Below are 20,378 nucleotides of genomic sequence, written 5' to 3'. Positions count from 1 at the left end.
ATTATACGTGACCGAATTTTTTTCTCCTACTTCGCAGCCTCTGTTGCTTCTTTGGCTTTGCTCTGGTCCACAATAAATTGTCCCTTCCAGTTGCCCTTTGTTTTGCCGATCCGGTTCACATCGATATTTAAGGTGAGTGGTTGTGGTAGCTTGGATTCACGCGAGGTGAAGGCAAGAACGCCCTCTGGCTTGTTATGATCGGCTATTCCCACCTCTACTTCCTTACCGGACTCGTCTGTTAAGTAGAAAGGCATATTATCCTCTTTGGTCCCGAAAAAGTTTAGGACACTTGTACCTTCCAAGCCTTTTTCCTGGTACACGGGATTGCCGTTTGCTTCGCCTACCACATCTAAACCTGTCGTATCGAATTCGAAAGGCACCAGTTCTCCATTTTGTTGTTCAATGCGATAGTGCAGCAGAACTTTGCTATCTTCCGCATACACTTCCGTAAAATGAATCGTAATCCCCTGATCGGTAATTTTTTGATCGATCGGAATGGACAACCCTTTTGCCGCTGCTCGCTTAACCTCTTCACCCACCAAACTGTTCAAGTCTTTTGGATTGTCTGCAAAATAAGAGGTTCCATTTAAAGCCGCATATACTCCAGTCGGCAGTATAATAGCAGCAACTAATCCCATCATAACTAATTTTTTCTTCATCGTTACAGGCTCCTTTTTTTCGTGATAGCGATGAAAGGACTGCCTGACGCGCTGGTCGAGTTCATCGGGGATCGTGGTTTCGTCCATTTGCTTGGTGAGTGACTGTTTTATGATTTTTTCGATAGACATGTTTGGAGTTCCTCCTCATTCCATTCGACGTCAATCCACTCGCGGATTCGCTTTAATGCCAGATGATTTCTCGATTTTTCTGTGCCCACTGGTATTTGCAGCAGTTCGGCAATCTGATCGTACGTAAAATCGTAGTAATACCGATAAATGACGACGCTCCGTAGCTTGAACGGCAGCTTTTGAATTGCTTGCTGCATCTCTGTGGCAGACTCCATCGCAAGCATTGGCTCATCCGGCGTTTCGGCATGTTGTTCTTCTTCCAAGCTCTGTTTTCGTTCTAACAGACGGAATCTTCTCCAAATCTGTCTACGCCAGTTTTTCACCTGTCTAATGACAATCCCATTCACCCAGAAAAGAAACGGACGCTTGCGATCATAGGCAGGCAGTGATCGCCATAACTGATAGTAGATTTCGCTTACAATATCATGAACATCTTCTTTATTCGTAACCATGGCTGCTACGGTACCGTAAATTTTTGTCCGTGTCATGCTGTAGACCACCTCAAAAGCTTCTTGGTCTCCATCAAGCAAACGGTCCAGCCACAGTTCTAACATTTGATCATTCATCGGAGGGCCCCCTGAAATTGTATACACCTTGTATTGGCTCTCTCGTTCAATATGGTTCACTACTTTATGAAAAAAACCTCTCCAAACGCTTCTACGTGCGTTTAGAGAGGTTTTCCCGTATGAATCAGTGTAACTGTTCAAGAATTAAATGCGCACCACAGTCGCCTTGCTGACAAGGTCACGCGGGATGCGGTTTTTCGTATCGAAGAGGATCGGCGCGTCAGCCATCTTTTCAGCGACATCAGCCCAATCCGCCTCAGCAAACTCCTTTTGCACAGCAGTCAGGAACAACGCATCTGCTCCATTCAATGCTTTGTCCAGACTGTCAACCTTATGATCATACACAGTCGGAACAGCCGGATCGTAGGAGCGAACGTCTACTCCTTTTGTTATGAGCAGCTTGATCAGATCGTGGACAGGGCTTACGCGGTCGTCATTGGAAAAGTCTTTCATCGCCATCCCCAATACAGCTACGCGGCTTCCTGCCAATGTCTTGCCATTTTTCTTCAAGGCTTGCTCGAGCATGCTGATCAACACTTCAGGTACTGCATCATTCGTATTGCGAGCCAGTTGCAGAATCGGCATGTTTACTTCCAATTCGCGTGCCTTAGGCTGCAAGTAGTACAGCGCATTCGGCAAGCAGAAGCCGCCTACACCCGGTCCTGGCGATAACAGGTTTACACGTGTGTGCGTATTGGCAACCTTGATCAGCTCGAACGTATCAATGCCGAATGCCTCGGAGAAACGAGCAAATTCCTGTACCATCGCAATGTTCACATCACGCTGGATGTTCTCGATGACTTTTGCTGTCTCAACTACGCGGATATCCGTGATCGTGATGTCCGTCTCGCTGATGAAGGACAACAACTCTTTTCCTTTTTCAGCGCTTTGTTCATTAATGCCACCCAGAACGAGCGGCATATGGATGAACTCTTCAAAAGCACGCCCCTCTGCAATTCGCTCCGAGCAGTATGTCAGGTAGAAATCGACACCAGCAACGAGACCGCTTGTTTCCTCCAAAATCGGCAGAATTACATCTTCTGTCGTTCCTGGTACGACGGTGCTGCGGATCATGATGGTATCGCCTTTTTTCAGTACGCGACCGAGCGATTGTGCACAGCTTTTCAGCGGTCCGAGATCAGGATCGCCGTTATGAACAGGCAATCCGACTGTTACAATATAGTTATGGACTTCCGCAGCAGCTTCCTCGTAGGAAGACGTTGCACGGAAACGTTTTGCTTCAATCTGCTCTTTGAGGATCTCTGGCAACGTTTTTCCCTGATAGGACTCCAGGTGATGGGAATGTGCCGCATTGATCTCATCGACGACATGCGGTACGACGTCAATACCGATGACGTTTGCTCCTTTCATGGCATAGGTAAGCGCCAACGGCAAGCCTACAAACCCCAATCCCACAACAGCTACGCGTACAGGTTGAGTCATTGCGTATCTCCTCTTTCACACTCTAAGTAAGGTCCGTATGACTGTAAAAGTCACGCGGCCAACTTGCGCATATTTTTAGGACAGGTAGTAAACACCTGCAGCGATAAAAAGCACACACAATCCAATGAGGACCTTGTACAACGTTTCCAAGGCTGTTCCTCCCCCATACAATCTTGGCCTGTCCTCTTTTTCGTAAAAAGGACTTTGATTGGGCAGAATAGTTTGGTACTCTTTCGCCAAATCAAATTATACTCTCGTTTGAAATAACGTTCAACCCGTCTAACGAGGCAAGGATGCCCCTATGATATACGAGAAACCGATGGACAGGACCATCGCAATAAAGCCAATGGCCCTGTTATCTTTGGCAATTTCCTGATCAACATTAAAGGTAGGGGTCATGAATTCAAAAATGAAGTACGCAGACAACAACAGGAAAAATCCGAATGTCGCCCAAATTAACGCTTCTCCCAAAGACAAATGCGCCTGAATGGAATAACGGAAAATGTTCGCGATCCCAAAAATTTTCCCGCCTGTTGCCATTGCTACTGCCATGTTCCCACGCTTCAATTCTTCCCAAACACGATAACGCGTCACTAGTTCAAAAATGGCTAAGAATAAAACCATCGCCAGTCCAGACACTGTAAAATAAGCTGCAGTTGCAAAATATGGATTGTGTAGAAGGTTTTCCATATGTCCCTCCCGACCTCTTATTTCAATTCGGCAATGGTAGCACCTACGCCGCCTTCTCCTTGACCACCTAAGCGGAAGGATTTTACATTACGATGATTTCTCAAATACTCATGCACGCCTTTGCGCAGTACCCCTGTCCCGTGTCCGTGAATAATGGAAACCGAGTGCAAGCCTGCCAACAGCGCGTCATCTAAGAACTGATCAATTTCCCGAATGCTGTCCTCGACGTTGTAGCCGCGCAAGTCGAGATCCATCTTGATATTGTCACTGCGACGCTTCACAGAAGTGTACGGAGCCGCTTGCGGTTTTTGCCGGATCGAGTTTTGTACATGCATATCATCGCGCTTCACTTTCATTTTCATAATCCCGATCTGCACGAGGAATTCTTCATTGTTTACCTTTTCCAGCACGGTTCCTTTTTGTCCGAAGCTCGTCACCATTACCTCGTCGCCCACCTTAATTTGTGTGGCACGAACTGCTTTTGCCGGCTTCTTCACCTTTTCCTTGTCCAGCTCAAGAACGGCATTGCCCAAGCGCTTCTTCGCATCGATGAGACGATGCTCCTTGATTTCCATGCCTTCTGCCATCATTTCGCGCAGCTCGCGAATGATCGTTTCCGCTTCTTCTTTTGCGAGTTGGACGGCAATTCGCGCTTCGTCTTCTGCTCGCTCCATTCGCTTGTTTTTCTCTTCGGCAAATTGTGCGCGCTCTTCTTCCAGCCGTCTACGCAGCTCTTCCGCTTCCTCGCGTGCCGCTTTTGCCGCCAACCTGTCCGCTTCCGCCGACTTGCGATTGCGCTCCAACGAAGCAATCATGCTCTCGACCTGATTATCTTCCTCACTGATCGAGCCACGTGCTACATCAATGATGTGTTCCGGCAATCCCAGACGTCTTGCGATGGCAAATGCGTTGGACCTACCTGGCACCCCGATAAGCAAGCGATAAGTAGGACGCAGCGTCTGTACATCAAATTCCACGCTGGCATTGATGACCTCGGGTCTATCGTAGGCATACGCCTTCAATTCACTGTAGTGAGTCGTTGCGACCAATCTCGCGCCGGAATCAATCACATGGTCGATGATGGACATGGCCAGAGCAGCACCCTCTGTCGGATCTGTTCCTGCGCCTAGCTCGTCAAACAGAACCAGGCTCTTGTCGTCCATTTTCGCCAAGATTTGAATAATATTGGTCATATGGCTCGAGAACGTAGACAGGCTCTGCTCGATGGATTGCTCATCCCCGATATCGGCAAAAACGGAGGAGAATACGGTCATCTCGCTCTCTTCCTCTGCCGGAATATGCAAGCCTGCCATGGTCATCAAGGACAGCAGTCCGATTGTTTTGAGGGAAACGGTTTTTCCGCCTGTATTCGGGCCTGTCACAACAATCGCCTGATACTCTCCACCCAGCTCCACATCTACAGGAACGACAACTTCTCGTGGAATAAGTGGATGACGCGCTTTACGCATGTTAACGTACCCGCGATCATTGATGCGTGGACAGATCGCCTTCATGCTCCAGGCAAGCTGAGCCTTGGCAAACATAAAATCAAGCTCTGTCAGCGCTTCTGTATTCTCGATCAAAGCCTCTACCGCAAAGGATACCTGCTCCGTCAACACATACAGAATACGCTCCACTTCACGTTCCTCACGCAAGCGAAGCTCGCGAAGCTTGTTGTTCATCTCGACGATCACTTCCGGTTCGATAAAGAGCGTCGCCCCAGATGCCGACTGATCGTGAACAATTCCGCCAAATACAGAACGATACTCCTGCTTCACCGGAATGACGAAACGATCGCCACGAATTGTAACGATGTTTTCCATCAGCATTTTTTGGTAAGTAGACGAGCGTGTCATTTGATCGAGCTTTTCACGAATGCGCAACTCGACCTGTCTAATCTCCTGACGTACCTGTCGCAATTCAAGGCTCGCGCTGTCCAAAATATCGCCATTTTCATCAACACAGCGGCGAATTTCAGTTTCCAACTCGCGCAGGCCCTCAATACGCTCTGCCTGCTGTTGCAATAATGGCAGCTCGTGATCCTCACACATATCGAGCAAAAACGTTTTGAGCCTGCGTCCAGCCATTACGGTGCTGGCGATATCCAGCAATTCCATCGGGGCGAGCATGGCGTTCAATCTGGCGCGCTGTACGGGACCGCGAATATCGCGAATGCCACCGAGAGGCACGCTGCCTTTCAGGCGTAACACGGTCGCTGCTTGTTCAGTCCCTTGCTGAGCGGTTATGACTTCATCCAAGCGTAAAAATGGAATCAGCTCTGCTGCTTTTTCTTTACCATATGTGCAAGATGCCTTGTCAATCAACAGGGCGACTATTTTATCGTATTCTAACGTTTTTAAAACCCGTTGTTCCACTGTGCTCCTCCTTCTTTATCCAGCGGCGACCGTTGTACCGTGCGGGCGGGAGCGACGGTCTATACCGGCAATCATTACGATATCTCCCCATTATAGCATGGCAGCGGAGCTTAGAAAACTTGGGCAACGGATAGCATCAGACAGGCATCATCGGCGAAGGATAATTTTACACGTTTTCGTTGGGCATAGATCTACACTTTGCGTGAGAGAATGAAAGGTGAAACAACTCTAAAGGAGGAGTACACTTGACGATCATGCGCCATATCGTCCGCTTTATCGTCGCTGCCGTAGTCCTGATGTTTGTCGGCTTTCTGGTCCCCGGCTTTTCGGTTAGCAGTTTTTGGACAGCTCTGCTCGCGGCCGTTGTCATCGCTCTGATTGGCTGGGCCGTAGAAGCCATTTTCGGAGATCGAATTTCGCCGTACAATCGTGGTATTATCGGCTTCTTGGTCAGTGCCGTCGTGATTTATCTCACTCAGTTCATCGTCTCTGGCTTCCGCGTAACGATTCTTGGAGCGCTTCTGGCTTCCTTGGTGATCGGGATCATCGACTTGTTTATCCCGATCAAAACCCATATGGACGTGCGCAATGGGGATGCCGGGAACAAGCAGGAGACATAGGCAAAATGCGACAAAGAGCCATCCCATCAAAAACGGGGTGGCTCTTCTCCTTTTACCCACAACGTGAAAAAAAAGAGAGGCATTCAAGCCCCTCTTTTCCTTAATCTATCGGTTTAGCCTTTGCCTCTTCCTGAATGATTTTCAGCAGTTCTTCGTACTCCTGACGCAAGCGGAAGTATTCATCCGCGATATTGACCGCAGAAAGTACGGCAATTTTGGCAGTATCCAGTCGATGGTTGCCGTTTGCGATTTCGTTCATCTTGTCATCAACGAAACCGGCCACCATGCGTATGTGATTGACACTTGCCTTTCCACTGAGCCGGTATTGTTGGCCAAAGATGTCCACCGTCAAACGATTTTTCCCATCACCTTGCACGAGAGGTACCTCCCTACTGCGACCTTTGCTCTACTTTATCCTTTTTTAGGTTACTGAAAATGTCAGATTTCGTCAAGCAATCTTACATGCGCAGTTCAGCGCCTGTGTTGTTTTTCAGGGCTTCGATGACAGCACTGGTCACTTGTTGAATCTCTTCGTCCTGCAAAGTACGCTCTGCGTGACGGAATACGAGGGCAAATGCCATGCTCTTCTTATCTTGGGCAATACGCTCACCCATGTATACATCGAACAGGGTTACGGACTCGAGCAACTCACCTGCCGCTTCACGAATCGTTGCTTCCAATGCACCAGCAGCTACACTGCGATCCACAACAAGAGCCAAGTCACGCGTTACCGCTGGGGACTTCGGCAATTGATTGTAATGTCCTACCTCAGCAGCTACATCAATCAAAGTAGCTACATCAAACTGGAATACATACGTTTCGGACAGATCATACGCTTTTTCTGTGCCCGGATGAACTTGCCCCAGGTACCCTAGACGCTTTTCACCTACCCATACTTCCGCGGTACGTCCCGGGTGCATACCTGCGATGTCCTGGACGGCTTTGTACTCGGCACCTTGGATACCCAAACGAGCGAAGAGTGATTCGACAATCCCTTTGGTTTGGAAGAAATCAACAGGCTGCTTAGCGCCCATCCAGTTTTGTGTGAGCAATTGTCCAGTCAATGCACCCGCTACATACAGACGTTCTTCTGGAAGCTGTGTGAGTGTTTCTTCTTTCGTCAAGAACACACGGCCCAATTCGAAAATCGCAACATCGTGGTTTTGGCGGTTTTTATTGTAAGCGACTGTTTCCAAGAGGCTAGGAATCAAGCTCGTGCGCAAAACGCTATGGTCTTCACTCATCGGCATCATGAGCGCAACAGGGTTTACTCTCTCCTGATGCAGACCCGCTACTGCCTCAACACGATCTGGATGAACCAGTGCATAGGAAATCGCTTCATTCATGCCAGTACCGATCAAATGATGACGGATCGTACGGCGCAATTGCTGTTCTTTTGTCAACTGTCCCTGTGTGGTTGAACCAGAAGGCAAGCTGGTCGGAATGTTGTCGTAGCCGTACAGACGTGCAACCTCTTCCACCAAATCCTCTGGCAGCGTAATGTCGCCACGTCTCGTTGGAACCGTTACCGTCCATTTGTCGCCCGCTACTTCATACGGGAATTGCAGACGCTCGAAAATCGGCGATACATCAGAAGCCGACATGTCGGTTCCGAGATGCTGATTGATTTTTGCAAGCGTAACGGAAACAACAGCAGGCGCAGCTTCGCTTACAACAGCAGAGCTGATTCCTTTGGATACCGTTGCCCCAGACAATTGCTGAATCAGAGCAGCAGCGCGTTCTCCCGCTTCCTGCACACGTGCTTGGTCAACGCCTTTTTCCCAACGTACGCAGCCTTCTGTACGCATGCCGAGCATACGAGCTGTGCGGCGTACTGTTTTTGGCGTGAACCAAGCTGCTTCGAGAATGATTTCGCTCGTCTCGCCAGTGATTTCGGAGTTCGCTCCACCCATTACCCCTGCGATCGCCAAGCCTTTGGTCTGGTCGGCAATCAGCAAGGTTTGCTCATCCAGTGTGCGCTCTTGATCGTCCAATGTCACGAGCTTTTCGCCCTCGTTTGCCAGTCGAACGACAATAGAGCGATCAGCTACCTGTGTCGCATCGAAAGCATGCAGCGGCTGACCGTATTCGAGCAGGACGTAGTTTGTTACGTCTACTACGTTGTTGATTGGACGAATTCCCGCTGCCATCAAGCGATTTTTCATCCATTGTGGAGATGTCGCGATTTGGGCGTTGGTGAAGTGACGACCATGGTATTGATAGCTTTCATTTGTCGCTTCGATCTTGACTTGGATCGGGTTGTCGCCACCATTTTCGGTCAGCTCGATTTGCGGGAATACCACTTCTTTGCCCAAAATAGCGGCTACCTCGTAAGCAACCCCCAGCATGCTCAAGCAATCCGAACGGTTCGGTGTCAGTCCCAATTCCAGCACATAGTCATCCAGGCCGAGGTACGAAACAGCATCCATTCCGATTTCCGCATCCGCTGGCAAGACCATAATGCCTTCTTGCTGATCTTTTGCCAGAAGCTTGTCGTTTAAGCCCAGTTCTTTTGCCGAGCAGATCATCCCTTGGGATTCTACACCGCGCAGCTTGGAGCGTTTGATGTTCAGACCACCCGGGAGCTTTGCACCGATCAAGGCAACGAGAACTTTTTGTCCCTTGTCTACGTTCGCTGCCCCACAAACGATTTGCAGGTCTTCTCCTTGTCCTGCATCAACGACGCATACGTTGAGACGGTCTGCATCGGGGTGCTTGCTACGTTCTTTTACATAACCGATCACAACACCGGATACTCCTGCGTTGCGTGATTCAACTGCGTCTACTTCAATCCCGCTGCGAGTCAGCTTTTCAGCCAGCTCCTGGGGCGTCGTTCCACTCAGATCGACGTATTCAGATAACCATTGGTACGATACCTTCATCTTTGCCTCTCCTCTCTAGCCTCGATTGAACTGACGCAGAAAACGAACGTCGTTGGTATAAAAATGGCGGATGTCCTCCACCGCGTATTTGAGCATCGCAATTCGTTCTACACCCATACCGAATGCAAAGCCGCTGACTTCCTCAGGGTTGTAGCCGGCCATTTCCAGTACGCGCGGGTGAACCATACCAGCACCCAAAATCTCGATCCAGCCTGTTTGCTTACATACACGGCAACCGTGACCACCGCAGTTGAAGCATTGCAGGTCTACTTCTACGGAAGGCTCCGTGAACGGGAAGAAGCTTGGGCGCAGACGAATTTGCTGGTTTTCCCCGAACATTTGACGGGCAAACGTTAACAGGGTCCCTTTCAAGTCACTCATCCCGATTTTTTTATCAATCACGAGACCCTCGATCTGCGTGAATTGGTGGGAGTGTGTCGCATCGTCATCATCGCGGCGATACACTTTACCCGGACAAATCATTTTCAGTGGGGTCTTGCCTTCTTTTTTCAGCATCGTACGTGCTTGCACAGGAGATGTCTGCGTACGGAGCAGTAGCTCTTCTGTGACGTAGAACGTGTCTTGCATATCGCGCGCCGGGTGATCTTTCGGCAGGTTTAGCATCTCGAAGTTGAAGTGGTCCATTTCGACCTCAGGACCTTCTGCCACCTCGAAGCCCAGGCCGATGAAAATGTCTTCGATCTCTTCAATGATCCGAGAGAGCGGGTGCATGGTGCCTGCTGGTACTGGACGCCCTGGCAGTGTCACATCGATCGTTTGAGAAGAAAGCTTGGCAAAGAGAGCCGCTTCTTCAAATGCTTGTTGTTTGCCGGAGAACGCTGCCTCCAGTGCTTCCCTTACTTCATTTACCAATTGACCGACAACTGGACGCTCTTCTGGCGAAAGGCCGCCCATACCGCGTAGCAGTTCTGTCAACTCACCCTTTTTCCCCAGGTATTTGACGCGCAAATCCTGAAGTTGTGCGGCTTCTGTCACTTGGCTGATTTGGCCCAGTGCGGACTCTTTCATTTCTTGCAACCGAGTTTGCACTTCGAATCGCTCCTTTTTTCGTTTGTAAAAAAAAAGAAAAACCCGCCCCAGAAAAGGGACGAGTTACTTTTTTCTCGCGGTACCACCCTTGTTAGACAATTCGCTTCCAGCCTGTGACAAATACATGACAATATCACTAGTGGAAAGAGACATTTGTCTCACTTCAGATCATTGGTAACGGGTATGACCCGGCTGCTCCTACTGCGCGAAAAGCGGTTCAGAGTGCGGCTTTGGAGTGAATTCGGCAGCTATCATGTTAAAGATGTTCGCAGTCTGTGACATCTTCTCCCTGAAAAAACAGATAGGTCCTGCGTACTAGTCTCCGTCATCGCTTTACGTTATAATTGTGACGTAAGGAAAATTATAGCGCAACAAGAGAGAACTTTCAATTCTACAAATGTTACATATCAAAAGAGTGCTTTCATGTGTATGTTACCCATTCGAAAGGGGATTTTGACATGATTGATAATGTTTCCGCCCTTTACGATAAGACAAGCAACTGCCGCCATTGCCAAGCGACCTTTTCGACAAAAAGGATCAGAAGCGGCACGTTGACGATGCTTCATCGCGACAGCGATTTTTATACCACTTTTAAAGAGCAATCTTTAAATCCCATTATATATACCGTCAATGTCTGCCCTGAATGCGGCTTCGCCTTTACGGATCAATTCCGGGATAAGCTCGCCCCTTGGCAAAAGCAGATTGTGGATGAACAAATCACCTCGAAATGGACGCCAAAAGATTTTGGCAATGTTCGTCATGTACCAGAAGCTATTGTCAGCTACAAACTGGCCATTTACGCGGCTGAACTAACGGATCAGCCCCATTCCGTAAAAGCGGGTCTGTATTTGCGCCTCGCATGGCTTTATCGATTCCAGAAAAATGTCGTGGAAGAAATGCGCTTTATCGATATGGCCGTGGAAGAATATGAACAATCGTATATTCATTCCGACTATACACGCGGCGACAAGGAAATGACCGAAGTCCGCTTGCTGTACTTGATTGGTGAGCTCTACCGCAGACTCGAAAAGTTTGACTTAGCCATCAAGTATTTCGGCAAGGCACTCGCCTTTCGCAATCACACCATTGAGAGCGGCATTATCCGGATGGCGCAAGATCAATGGCAACTCGCGCGCGAGGAGTATAAAGAGAAAAAGAACGAGCAAAAGATCGGCTAGACATGCCGATCTTTTCTTTTGCGCTGTGCCTCATAGACAAAAATTCCCGCCGCAACTGCTGCATTCAACGACTCTGCGCCGCCATAAAGCGGGATGTGAACGAATTGATCTGCCCTGGCAAACATCTCTTTAGAGACGCCTCTTCCTTCATTGCCGATGACCATTGCCGTCAGACCAGCATAATCAGCCTCGTCATAGGATACACTGTTTTGCTCCAAGGAAGAGATCAGAACTCGCCCTCCCTTTGCCTTCCATTCATCTGCCGTCTCGACTAACGACTGTGTAAAGACCGGGATACGGAACAGTGCTCCCATTGTGGCCCGTACCACTTTTCCATTGTAAATATCGACACTGCCACTTCCAAGTACGACACCATCGACTGCTGCGGCTTCTGCTGTACGCAAGATCGTGCCGAGGTTGCCCGGGTCTTGTATTTCGTCCAAAAAGAGAAGCAACAAGCTGTCTTGTTCCTGTCTCTTCTTATCTACCCATTCGGCCCAATCTGCTGCTGTTTTTTTCACTTCGGCTACAATTCCTTGTGGAGACTTGGTTTCGGACAGCTTCGCCAGCACTGCCTCTGATGCCGCAATGACCTGAACAGCATCCGGATGATTAGCCAATGCACGTTGGCAAGCAGGGTCCATGTCACGCTGCTGATCGTAGATAACCGTGACTACCTCCGCCCCGCTTTTTAACGCCTCCTCTACCAGATGCGCCCCTTCCACGAGAAAACGCTGTTGCTCCTCCCGACCTTTGCGAGACAGCAACTGGTGCAATCGCTTGACCAAAGGGTTTTGTATCGAAGTAATGATTTCATTTGTCATAAACCTATGCCCGCTCCTCAAATTCGCGTAAGTCTTTGTTGTTCCCGATCACCACAAGCACGTCGCCGTATTGGATGACTTCATCCGGGCTAGGAGCGATGTTGAATTTATCTCCGCTTTTGATGGCAATAACGTTGACTTCGTATTTTTTCCGAATATCCAGTTGCCGCAAGTTTTGACCGACCAGCTTGGACGACACGACTACCTCCGCCACGCTGTAGTCCTCTGCCAGCTCAATAAAGTCAAGAACGTTAGAGGAGATCAGATTGTGAGCGACTCGCACCCCCATGTCACGCTCAGGGAATACAACACGGTCAGCTCCTACCTTGTACAATACTTGTCCATGACGCTCATTCTGTGCTTTTGCCACAATCTTTTTGACACCCAAATCTTTCAGTGTCAATACCGTCAGGATACTCGCCTGAATATCGACCCCAATGGCCACGACGACAACGTCAAAATTGCGGATGCCGATTTCCTTCAAAGCGCGTTCATCCGTAGAATCAGCTGCTACCGCATGCGTTACGTACTGAATATTTTCGTTAATACGCTCCTCGTTCTCATCTATTCCCATGACTTCATAATCCATCTCGTATAACGTTCTCGCCACGCTAGAACCAAAACGTCCCATCCCGATAATGGCAAATTGCTTGGACATGTTAATCTTCTCCTTTACGGAACTTACCAATATCAAGCATTATAGCACAACCAAAACATCCGCCACAAAATGCTCATGAACGTTTTGTACGAAAAGCATGGTATGCACAAATCAGCGTTTACAAATACTATTTCATGAATTCATTCTCACAAGAGAGGTGCAAGCACGGTCATGAATATTGCCTCACTCAACTTACGTCAAGCGATCATGTACAAAATGCAAGGCTCAGATCCAAACGCAGTGGAAGAAACCATCAGTGATGCTATCGCAAGTGGTCAGGAGAAGACACTGCCGGGTTTAGGTGTTTTATTTGAAGTGCTGTGGCAAAACAGCGATGCTTCCTCACGCCAATCCATGATTACAACTATCGCGGAACACTTGCCTGAGCAAGCCGAAAAACCGATCTAACCACGTCTTCATCAAGCAAATAAAGCTACAAAGGGAGGGACTGCTATGTCCCTCCCTTTTCATTGTTTACTTCCCGACCTTTGTTGAACTGATTGCGCATGAATTGGGTGATTGCCAGCAAGAGGGGAATGATGATGGTTATCAAAAATCCTACGGCCGTCAAATACTTTGTAAAAGAAAACAACTCCACTATATTTTGCGGCACTAATGTTAGGAAAAAGAGTGGCACCATGATCACAATCGCGGTGATTCGCTGAAAATGAATGCCTTTGTGAAACAAGCGTCGCAAGGAAAAAATCGTCGCGTAAAGCATATTCCCGATCGTTGTAAATACAGAAGCAACCCAAATCGCAAGAAAGGCGGACTCAAAACGCTCCAAAAACCAGCCGGTTTTCTGCGTTACCTTGATCAGTTCAAGTGTTGGCCAAACAAGCCTCTGCAATTCTTCATAGCCAAATACAGTAATTCCTGCAACAACTGTGATCACATAAACGACAAGAGCAAAGCTCATACCTGTCATGCTTGCCACCCCTAGCCTTGCCCCGGGAATAGCAAAGGCAAAGTAAACCATTAACAGCTCATACCCGGTGTAGAGCGTATACGTTTCCAGACCCGTTTTTATGACATCTGTCCATGACTCCAGTTGGAATGGCAATAAATTGTACCAATCTGCGTTCAAGAAGGATACGAGCGGAACCAAGAGAGACGGCAACATAAGGAAAGGAATCAATAGCTCATTTACCCTTGCCACAACTTCAATCTCATGACAACAAAGAAACATGACCAACAATAGCAACGTGATGATAATTACTTCTAGTGGCGTTTGCGGCAATACGGAGGTTACGACGACTTCCCCGAACAATCTGGCTGTGATTCCCGCATTGAGGAACTGGTAGAGAATGAAAAGAAACACACACAGGTTACCGATGGCAACACCAAATATCTTCGGCATAAATTCGACAAAGGTAAGGCCAGGAAACTGGTTGCCTAAATAAACGATAGCCGCCACAGCCACGGATGCTACGATAGCACCTGCAACGGGTCCTAACCACCCCATTTGACGAAGAAGCTCGGTTGCCGTTCTCGGGATGATGAGAATACCCACCCCGATCATCGAACTGATCATAATGCTTGTCAGTTGCCAGGCACCAAAATTACGTTGCTGATTCTCCATAGTGATCGCTCTCCTATTGCATTTCCATACCAAGACGGCGAAGCTTGATTGTGTATGTAACGCGAACCGGAAAATCCCTGAAATCTTGCTTCCAATTGTGAGTTTTCCAGTAGTCTTGGTAATGCTTCGCACGCAGTGTAAGGCCCAGCTTCAAAATGTCACTATTGTACTGCTTTTGTAATTGCTGTAGTAGCTTCTTTGCGCGGTTTTCCATCTCTTTTTTGATAAGCGCTTGCATTTGCAGGACGAATTGCTCTGGCGGAATTTTCAGGTCTTCTGTGAGTTCGACAATATCTCCTTGGAGCTCGCAATGATAAGTAGCGGAAGAGGATTGGTGAATGATCACCTTTTTTTTTACAAAATGCGGACGAAAACTTACATATCCGTTCTTGGTTTTTGGCAACGGAAGCACAATGTCTCCACCCGGTTTTTCATTTCGCAACTGGAGCAATATCCATGTTTGTAAGTGATCCAATTTCCCCACCATCTTGTGTCCGCGAAAAACGGCAACCCCTTTCCAGCTCACCTCATTCATTCGTGCCTCTACATAATTCAAAAACGGCTCCATGGTTAGATTAGAGGTCTGATTGAAATAGTCGCCCAACGTTTGGTCTGGAATTCTTCCTAATTTCATGCCATTTTCGATCAGCCCCATCATATAGACGACTGGAATCGGCTCGATTCTCGGTTTGATTTCCAGCAAGGTAGACGCTTTACCCTTCACGACGATCGGCCACAGAAGTCGCCGTATTTGCGGTTCGCGCCGAAAACTGTCCATGATGTCCTGGATTCCCTTTCGAGCCACCTCCTCACTTATGGCAAGAATACGCGTATGTCCAAGAAACAATCGCTGGTTCATCCGCATTTGCAAGTTATTAGAAGCATCTGTTACCGTTCTTCCTGTCACGCTCATGATCTTCACGGCATCCGCACCACTTCCTCCCCCCTTCCCACTGCTCCCCGCGATTTTGATGGGAATCGGGATTTGGACGGTCATTTTGTACAGCTTTTCATCCTTTTCATCCTGATCAATCGCAATGGCCAATACGGATGCGCGTTCCTCCAGTTCACGTCTGTCCCAGCACCCTGTCAGCAAGATTGTACAGATGATCAGTAAAGCGAAGTATCTAAGAGACTTACCCATCGATATTCCGCCCCTCTCGTCGCGTCACCATGTCGCGGATGAGGATTGCTATCCAGTAAACGACGGGGATAAGCAAATTAATGACCAGGCTAGACAACCCCAACAACGACGCTAACTTAAATACTTCCGTGATGTTTTGAGGAATGAGCGCAAAGAAGTATAAGGGGACGAGGAGAATAGAAGCCACGCTTCTTTGAAACCAGATTCCCTTGCGAAACAACTGTCTCAGCGAATAAACAACCGCGTAATACGCATTGGCTACCGTAGTAAAAACAGCCGCAACCCACACTGCCAAAAAAGCGGACTCCAAACGTTCCAAGATCAATCCTGGCACCTGCGTCGTCTTGACCAATTCAAGTGTCGGCCACGTCACCCTCTGGAGCTCTTCGTACCCAAATACCGAAATGCCCGCCACCACAATTAACATGTAAAGTAATGCTGCAATTAACAGACTGTAAAATCCCGCCTTTTCCCTGTTCGTGTTTTGTTGTGCATAGGCAAAAAAGACGAACATAATTTCAAAACCGGAATAGGAATAAATTCCTTCGTATACCCCCTTTACCATTGAACTGATCGACACATGATTAATCGGGAGGAGATTCCCAAACTCCGCTTTTTGGAACGACGCAAGCGCGATAAAAAGAAGCGGCAAGATAATTAAAGGAAACAGCAGCTCGTTCACTCGCGCTACTACTTCCACCTCATGCATGCACAAAAACAGCACCAGTAAAAACATCGTGATAAGCATAACTTCCAACGGAGTTTGCAAAAGAACGGAAGTCACAACCACTTCGCCAAACACACGCGAGACGACTGCCGTGGAAAAATACAGATATACCAGATAGATACAAATCCAGGGAAGGCTGAACACTTTGCCCACCCAAGGCCGTCTGACAGATCCCCACACCTTGTGACTGTATTCAATGAAGGTTTCTCCCGGGTAACGCCTGCTTAATTTGACAATTAACCATAAGGAGACATACGCACCTGCTGAGCCAATCAGAGGGGCGATCCAGCCTGCCTCGAATAATCTCGAGCTAGTTGTGCGAGGAAGGGTCAATACGCCGACACCGATTAAGGTACTTGTCATGAGACAAATTTGCTGCCACATCGATAGAGTCTGGTGCCAGCCGTGCCCCTCCCTCCTGCTCATTTCGGGTTCTCCTCCTCTCTGATCCGGATTTTATCTTGAACATGAAACATCATCGGTCTTGTTTTCAATAGATGATGCGGGGCCCGTATGAACAAGTCCTTCATTCCATTCAGGTTGAGCGGACTAAGCGGGCTCATATAGGGTACTCCAAACGATTTCAGTGAAGACAAGTGAATGAGGATGACGATCAAAAACAGCATAATACCGTAAAGACCAAACATCCCTGCCAAGATCATAACCGGGAAACGGAGCATGCGAATGGCAATCGCTGCGCTATAACTCGGGGATGCGAACGAGCCGATTGTCGTCACAGCCACGATGATTACCATGACAGGACTGACAAGCCCGGCCGTTACCGCCGCTTCTCCGACCACCAGTGCTCCAACAATCCCGATCGTAGGACCAATTGGCCCCGGCAGCCTCACACTCGCTTCCCTCAATATCTCAATGGCCAACTCCATAAACAGGGCTTCGATTAAAGAAGGGAATGGAACGGTAGATCGTCCTGCCGCCATCGCAATGACCAACCGAGAAGGGATCATCTCTGGATGGAACGCACTAAAAGCGATATAAAGAGACGGCAACAGCAAGGCGATACTGATACTAATAATCCGAATGAAACGAATCAAGGTCGCGATATAAAATCGCTCGTAATAATCCTCGGGACTCTGATAAAACTGCGAAAATACAGCCGGAGCAATCAATCCGAACGGAGTCCCGTCTATCAGAATGCCTACCTTCCCTTCCAAAAGATTGGCCACTACTTTGTCAGGGCGCTCCGTATTTTGAATCTGCGGGAAGGGGGACCATCTCCGATCCTGAATCATTTGTTCGATGTACCCGCTCTCCAACACAGCATCCACACGAACATTACTCTCTATTCGCGCAATTACTTCCTCCACCATTGGGGGATACGCAATACCGTCGATGTACATGACGTAAATGTCAGTCTGTGTTCGTTCACCGACAACCATATGACGCACTCTGAGATTGGGGTCTTTCAAGCGGAAGCGGATCAATGCTGAATTCACGCACAACGTCTCACAAAAGCCATCGCGTGGCCCTCGTACGACTGATTCCGTCTGAGGCTCTTCCACTGAACGCCTGTCCCAACCTCTCGTGTTATTCAAATAAGCATTTTGACACCCATCGATGATCAGTACCGCACATCCAGACAAAATATTTCGGACGATCTGCCTCAGTTTGTCTGTCAAATCCAGCTCATTTGTCGCCGGATCTTGATAGGTGATATCGGGAGTCGTCATATAGCGAATAATAAAATCACTGATGACATTGCGATCCACCATGCCATCTATAAAAACGATAGCGGCTTGTGCCTTTGACTTTGTTTGAAAACGACGAACAACGAGATCGTCACACTTTCCAAATTGCGCTTGAATCAATTGGATGTTTTCTTCCACATTTGTCGTGAGCGCAACATCCGATACGCTTTCCATGCTCTTGTCAGAGTGCTGTTCCAACGTTTTTGACTGGAGGGCTTCTTTTCTTTTCTTCCATGCTTGAAAAAACTGGCTCAAGCTGCTCACCCTTATCCATGGAATGTAGTCTGCCGACAGGTACGGATAGTGTGCCCAATAATGGAAAGGAAATCCCGTAAAAGGCTTATTCCATAAGAAAAACAGGTCCAACCTAAGTCGGACCTGCTAAGCAACTACCTCTCGCTTGTTTTCAAATTTCTCGTAGCTCTTCTCCAGCATAATCTTTTTTAAGATCTGGACACTTTCCCAAACCTCTGTATAAGTCGTATAGAAAGCAACGGGGGCTAACCGGATGATGTTTGGTGCACGGAAGTCAGGAATAATGCCCGCTTCCTTCAAAGCCTTGCATATACGTATGGCCTCATCGTGTTCAAGGCTGACATGCCCACCTCGGCGGTCATCCTGCTGTGGGTTCGCAATCGTAAAACCCATGTCTGCCAGCTCCCCCTCGATCAAATCCATCATGAACCGCGTTAAGCCGAGCGACTTGGTACGAAGCTTTTCCACGGACACCTCCTGGAACATTTCCAAGGAACCAAGCAGCGGGGCGAGACTCAGCATATGTGGGGTACCAATCTGGTAAGCGCCCGCATTTTCGCATGCATCCAGCGTATGTTCCATGTCAAATTGCTTACTCTTTTTCGAACTGAACCATCCTGCCAATCCCGGAGCCCTGCCAAAATGCTTGCGGTTGACATATAGGCTGCCCACGCTTCCGGGCCCTGCATTTACGTATTTGTAGTTGCACCAGTAGGCAAAGTCCACTCCCCATTCGCTGAAGGAATGCGGGATCGCGCCTACAGAGTGACATCCGTCAAAACCAATCAGAATCCCTCTCTCATGTGCGGCTGCTGTCAATCGTTCGATATCGAGCAGTTGACCGCTGCGATACAGAACCGTTGGAAGGATTACCAGTGCTACTTCATCCGTCATCGCATCGATAATGTCCTCTTCCTCGATCAGGCGGCCATCTCTTGACGCTACCCGGACCAAATGCTCTTCCGGGTCTAGCCCATGGAGCTTCATTTGACTCTGGAGTGCATAAATATCGGTAGGGAAATCCAGCTCGGTAGCAATCACCTTTGTCCTCTTCCCAACCGGACGATAGAAGGTAGCTGCCAACTGGTGGAGGTTGATCGTCGTAGAACCCGTTACGATCACTTCCTCGGGACTTGCCCCTACAAGTGCTGCGCTCATCTCTCCCAATTTCTCCGAAAAGAAAAACCACGGATGGTTACCCGTTGTCCAGCCTTTCACACCCAGCTCCTTCCAAGACTGCATCATATCCATGACGCTCTTTTCCGCTCTTTTTGACATGAGGCCAAGCGAGTTTCCATCCAAATAGAGGCTCGGAAGCAAATAAAACTCTTCGCGATAGCTCGCGAGTTCGTCCTGTGCATCCAATTGCTCAGCGTACGTTTTCGTTAGGGGGCTTGATTGAGACATAGCTACCTCCTCGGCTTGTGCTATCGTTACCTCTATTATAGGCTGAATTTTCAAACAAGAGAATCCCATTCGAAAAAAGAAAATCCCGTGTCACCTACGACACGAGATTTTTATCCAAGTATAGTTGCGTTAACCAAATGACTAGCAAGATTTGCGCGATGCAAAAGAGCGGGAGCAGGATGAGAAAAGAGATATGCTTGGTCTTATGCCGTTGAATGAGCATACCCTCAAGCGCACCAATCCCTCCTCCTAAAAATGCGACCAGCAAAAGGCTCAATTCCGGAACCCGGAAACCTTTTTCTTTCGCCAGACGCTTGTCTGTTTGCATCAGGTAATAAGCATAGCCATTCACCAGCAAAGCTCCTGCCGCCAGCACCCAGACATTCGAATTGAAGTATCCTGCCAAGAGGAGTACCCAGCTTATGATGAGCACCAGCACGAAATTGCGGCGATGGGCAGCTAATTGTTGATGGTACATTT

Annotated in this window: 19 protein-coding genes; 3 read left to right on the top strand and 16 right to left on the bottom strand. The window is 48.4% G+C overall.

Features of this window, described 5'->3' with window-relative positions:
- Nucleotides 1-26: 26 nt before the first annotated feature.
- From HP568_RS14240 to HP568_RS14220, 5 genes are all read right to left on the bottom strand, one after another.
- Nucleotides 27-788 (bottom strand): DUF4179 domain-containing protein, encoded by a 762-nt coding sequence (locus tag HP568_RS14240; RefSeq protein WP_173629412.1) that lies wholly within the window; start codon nt 786-788, stop codon nt 27-29.
- Complete coding sequence (locus HP568_RS14235) at nt 767-1,354, bottom strand: sigma-70 family RNA polymerase sigma factor (RefSeq protein WP_173629411.1); 588 nt, start codon at nt 1,352-1,354, stop codon at nt 767-769. Before HP568_RS14235 ends, HP568_RS14240 begins: the two co-directional genes overlap by 22 nt.
- A gap of 144 nt (nt 1,355-1,498) precedes the next feature.
- A complete protein-coding gene (locus tag HP568_RS14230; protein WP_048031951.1) occupies nt 1,499-2,797 on the bottom strand; it encodes a nucleotide sugar dehydrogenase in 1,299 nt (432 codons plus the stop codon).
- A gap of 279 nt (nt 2,798-3,076) precedes the next feature.
- Nucleotides 3,077-3,487: a DUF350 domain-containing protein gene (locus HP568_RS14225; RefSeq protein ID WP_048031950.1), complete on the bottom strand. Its 411-nt coding sequence runs from the start codon at nt 3,485-3,487 to the stop codon at nt 3,077-3,079.
- Between the two features lie 17 nt (nt 3,488-3,504).
- Nucleotides 3,505-5,862, bottom strand: a complete 2,358-nt coding sequence (locus tag HP568_RS14220; protein WP_173629410.1) for an endonuclease MutS2 — start codon at nt 5,860-5,862, stop codon at nt 3,505-3,507.
- 245 nt (nt 5,863-6,107) lie between these two features.
- On the opposite strand from HP568_RS14220, the gene HP568_RS14215 reads away from it, so the two are divergent.
- Nucleotides 6,108-6,482 (top strand): phage holin family protein, encoded by a 375-nt coding sequence (locus HP568_RS14215; protein WP_048031948.1) that lies wholly within the window; start codon nt 6,108-6,110, stop codon nt 6,480-6,482.
- A 100-nt stretch (nt 6,483-6,582) separates the two neighbouring features.
- Here HP568_RS14215 and zapA read toward each other — a convergent pair whose 3' ends face one another.
- The 3 genes from zapA to pheS all read right to left on the bottom strand — a co-directional run bounded on the left by zapA (nt 6,583) and on the right by pheS (nt 10,414).
- Nucleotides 6,583-6,858, bottom strand: coding sequence for a cell division protein ZapA (gene zapA / locus HP568_RS14210; RefSeq protein ID WP_007728510.1), 276 nt, complete (start codon nt 6,856-6,858; stop codon nt 6,583-6,585).
- An 82-nt stretch (nt 6,859-6,940) separates the two neighbouring features.
- Nucleotides 6,941-9,364 carry a phenylalanine--tRNA ligase subunit beta gene (pheT, locus tag HP568_RS14205; RefSeq protein ID WP_173629409.1) on the bottom strand — a complete coding sequence of 808 codons (2,424 nt, stop codon included), beginning with the start codon at nt 9,362-9,364 and terminating at the stop codon, nt 6,941-6,943.
- Between the two features lie 15 nt (nt 9,365-9,379).
- Complete coding sequence (gene pheS / locus HP568_RS14200) at nt 9,380-10,414, bottom strand: phenylalanine--tRNA ligase subunit alpha (RefSeq protein ID WP_007728518.1); 1,035 nt, start codon at nt 10,412-10,414, stop codon at nt 9,380-9,382.
- A 458-nt stretch (nt 10,415-10,872) separates the two neighbouring features.
- Here pheS and HP568_RS14195 point away from each other — a divergent pair, with 458 nt between their 5' ends.
- On the top strand, nt 10,873-11,592 hold the full coding sequence (locus tag HP568_RS14195) for a DUF2225 domain-containing protein (protein WP_048031946.1): 720 nt from the start codon (nt 10,873-10,875) through the stop codon (nt 11,590-11,592).
- Here HP568_RS14195 and HP568_RS14190 read toward each other — a convergent pair.
- Nucleotides 11,589-12,416, bottom strand: coding sequence for a TrmH family RNA methyltransferase (locus HP568_RS14190; RefSeq protein WP_173629408.1), 828 nt, complete (start codon nt 12,414-12,416; stop codon nt 11,589-11,591). The genes HP568_RS14195 and HP568_RS14190 overlap by 4 nt on opposite strands.
- A 4-nt stretch (nt 12,417-12,420) precedes the next feature.
- Complete coding sequence (locus tag HP568_RS14185; RefSeq protein WP_007728524.1) at nt 12,421-13,074, bottom strand: potassium channel family protein; 654 nt, start codon at nt 13,072-13,074, stop codon at nt 12,421-12,423.
- Between the two features lie 171 nt (nt 13,075-13,245).
- On the opposite strand from HP568_RS14185, the gene sspI reads away from it, so the two are divergent.
- Nucleotides 13,246-13,482: a small acid-soluble spore protein SspI gene (sspI, locus tag HP568_RS14180; RefSeq protein ID WP_047070986.1), complete on the top strand. Its 237-nt coding sequence runs from the start codon at nt 13,246-13,248 to the stop codon at nt 13,480-13,482.
- A 43-nt stretch (nt 13,483-13,525) separates the two neighbouring features.
- Here the strand turns inward: sspI and HP568_RS14175 are convergent, their stop codons facing one another.
- The 6 genes from HP568_RS14175 to HP568_RS14150 form a co-directional block, all read right to left on the bottom strand.
- Complete coding sequence (locus tag HP568_RS14175) at nt 13,526-14,656, bottom strand: GerAB/ArcD/ProY family transporter (protein ID WP_048031942.1); 1,131 nt, start codon at nt 14,654-14,656, stop codon at nt 13,526-13,528.
- Nucleotides 14,657-14,669: 13 nt separating this feature from the next.
- Nucleotides 14,670-15,800, bottom strand: a complete 1,131-nt coding sequence (locus HP568_RS14170) for a Ger(x)C family spore germination protein (protein ID WP_048031941.1) — start codon at nt 15,798-15,800, stop codon at nt 14,670-14,672.
- Complete coding sequence (locus HP568_RS14165) at nt 15,793-16,953, bottom strand: GerAB/ArcD/ProY family transporter (protein WP_173629407.1); 1,161 nt, start codon at nt 16,951-16,953, stop codon at nt 15,793-15,795. The genes HP568_RS14170 and HP568_RS14165 overlap by 8 nt, the downstream gene beginning before the upstream one ends.
- Complete coding sequence (locus tag HP568_RS14160) at nt 16,950-18,491, bottom strand: spore germination protein (protein ID WP_173629406.1); 1,542 nt, start codon at nt 18,489-18,491, stop codon at nt 16,950-16,952. The genes HP568_RS14165 and HP568_RS14160 overlap by 4 nt, the downstream gene beginning before the upstream one ends.
- Before the next feature lie 126 nt (nt 18,492-18,617).
- A complete protein-coding gene (gene kynU, locus HP568_RS14155; RefSeq protein ID WP_173629405.1) occupies nt 18,618-19,898 on the bottom strand; it encodes a kynureninase in 1,281 nt (426 codons plus the stop codon).
- A 94-nt stretch (nt 19,899-19,992) separates the two neighbouring features.
- The gene (locus tag HP568_RS14150) at nt 19,993-20,376 is read right to left on the bottom strand and encodes a DUF1294 domain-containing protein (RefSeq protein WP_048031938.1); all 384 of its coding nucleotides are present in this window, start codon (nt 20,374-20,376) and stop codon (nt 19,993-19,995) included.
- Nucleotides 20,377-20,378: the final 2 nt, after the last annotated feature.

This window comes from Brevibacillus sp. MS2.2, assembly GCF_013284345.1.
GTDB lineage: Bacteria > Bacillota > Bacilli > Brevibacillales > Brevibacillaceae > Brevibacillus > Brevibacillus brevis_C.
The sequence above is the reverse complement of the archived record's forward strand: the minus strand, read 5'-3'. Positions and strand labels throughout refer to the sequence as shown.

What these genes read in the sequence shown, in the direction of transcription:
- HP568_RS14240 (WP_173629412.1), bottom strand. Translation starts at nt 788, where the DNA reads ATGTCTATCGAAAAAATCATAAAACAGTCACTCACCAAGCAAATGGAC.
- HP568_RS14235 (WP_173629411.1), bottom strand. Translation starts at nt 1,354, where the DNA reads ATGAATGATCAAATGTTAGAACTGTGGCTGGACCGTTTGCTTGATGGA.
- HP568_RS14230 (WP_048031951.1), bottom strand. Translation starts at nt 2,797, where the DNA reads ATGACTCAACCTGTACGCGTAGCTGTTGTGGGATTGGGGTTTGTAGGC.
- HP568_RS14225 (WP_048031950.1), bottom strand. Translation starts at nt 3,487, where the DNA reads ATGGAAAACCTTCTACACAATCCATATTTTGCAACTGCAGCTTATTTT.
- pheT (WP_173629409.1), bottom strand. Translation starts at nt 9,364, where the DNA reads ATGAAGGTATCGTACCAATGGTTATCTGAATACGTCGATCTGAGTGGA.
- HP568_RS14195 (WP_048031946.1), top strand. Translation starts at nt 10,873, where the DNA reads ATGATTGATAATGTTTCCGCCCTTTACGATAAGACAAGCAACTGCCGC.
- HP568_RS14190 (WP_173629408.1), bottom strand. Translation starts at nt 12,416, where the DNA reads ATGACAAATGAAATCATTACTTCGATACAAAACCCTTTGGTCAAGCGA.
- HP568_RS14185 (WP_007728524.1), bottom strand. Translation starts at nt 13,074, where the DNA reads ATGTCCAAGCAATTTGCCATTATCGGGATGGGACGTTTTGGTTCTAGC.
- sspI (WP_047070986.1), top strand. Translation starts at nt 13,246, where the DNA reads ATGAATATTGCCTCACTCAACTTACGTCAAGCGATCATGTACAAAATG.
- HP568_RS14175 (WP_048031942.1), bottom strand. Translation starts at nt 14,656, where the DNA reads ATGGAGAATCAGCAACGTAATTTTGGTGCCTGGCAACTGACAAGCATT.
- HP568_RS14170 (WP_048031941.1), bottom strand. Translation starts at nt 15,800, where the DNA reads ATGGGTAAGTCTCTTAGATACTTCGCTTTACTGATCATCTGTACAATC.
- HP568_RS14165 (WP_173629407.1), bottom strand. Translation starts at nt 16,953, where the DNA reads ATGAGCAGGAGGGAGGGGCACGGCTGGCACCAGACTCTATCGATGTGG.
- kynU (WP_173629405.1), bottom strand. Translation starts at nt 19,898, where the DNA reads ATGTCTCAATCAAGCCCCCTAACGAAAACGTACGCTGAGCAATTGGAT.
- HP568_RS14150 (WP_048031938.1), bottom strand. Translation starts at nt 20,376, where the DNA reads ATGTACCATCAACAATTAGCTGCCCATCGCCGCAATTTCGTGCTGGTG.